A 494-nucleotide genomic window follows, 5' to 3' on the forward strand; every position below is an offset into this window, starting at 1 on the left:
CACTTGTTGTTCGCCGGTACGCCCAAGGCGTTGCAGGATCGTCTGGAACAAGTGGTGCGGCTGATCCGTTCGAAAGGCGTGGGCGTGTATTTCGTCACCCAATCGCCGGGGGACTTACCGGATGATGTGCTGGCTCAGTTGGGCCTGCGTGTTCAGCATGGCTTGCGCGCGTTCACCGCCAAAGAGCAGAAATCCCTGCGGGCAGTGGCCGAGGGCTTCCGGCCGAACCCGGCATTTGATGCCTTGTCGGTGTTGACTGAGCTGGGCATCGGCGAGGCGTTGGTCGGCACCTTGCAGGACAAGGGCACGCCGGAGATGGTCCAGCGTGTACTGGTCGCACCGCCGCAATCGCGGATCGGTCCGCTGACCGAGACTGAGCGCACGGTGCTGATTGCCGGTTCGCCGTTTAAAGGGCGATATGACAAACCGGTTGATCGCGAATCGGCCTATGAAGTGCTGATGGGGCGCAAGGGGTTGGCGCCGGGGCCTGAAAC

General features: G+C 62.3%; 1 protein-coding gene. It reads left to right on the plus strand.

The annotated features are described in order from the left end of the window. Positions 1–494 (plus strand): helicase HerA-like domain-containing protein (locus AC1DF0_RS32180; protein ID WP_477577633.1); only part of this gene is annotated, 494 nt, incomplete at both ends.

It is taken from the genome of Paenibacillus sp. 05T425 (assembly GCF_056396205.1).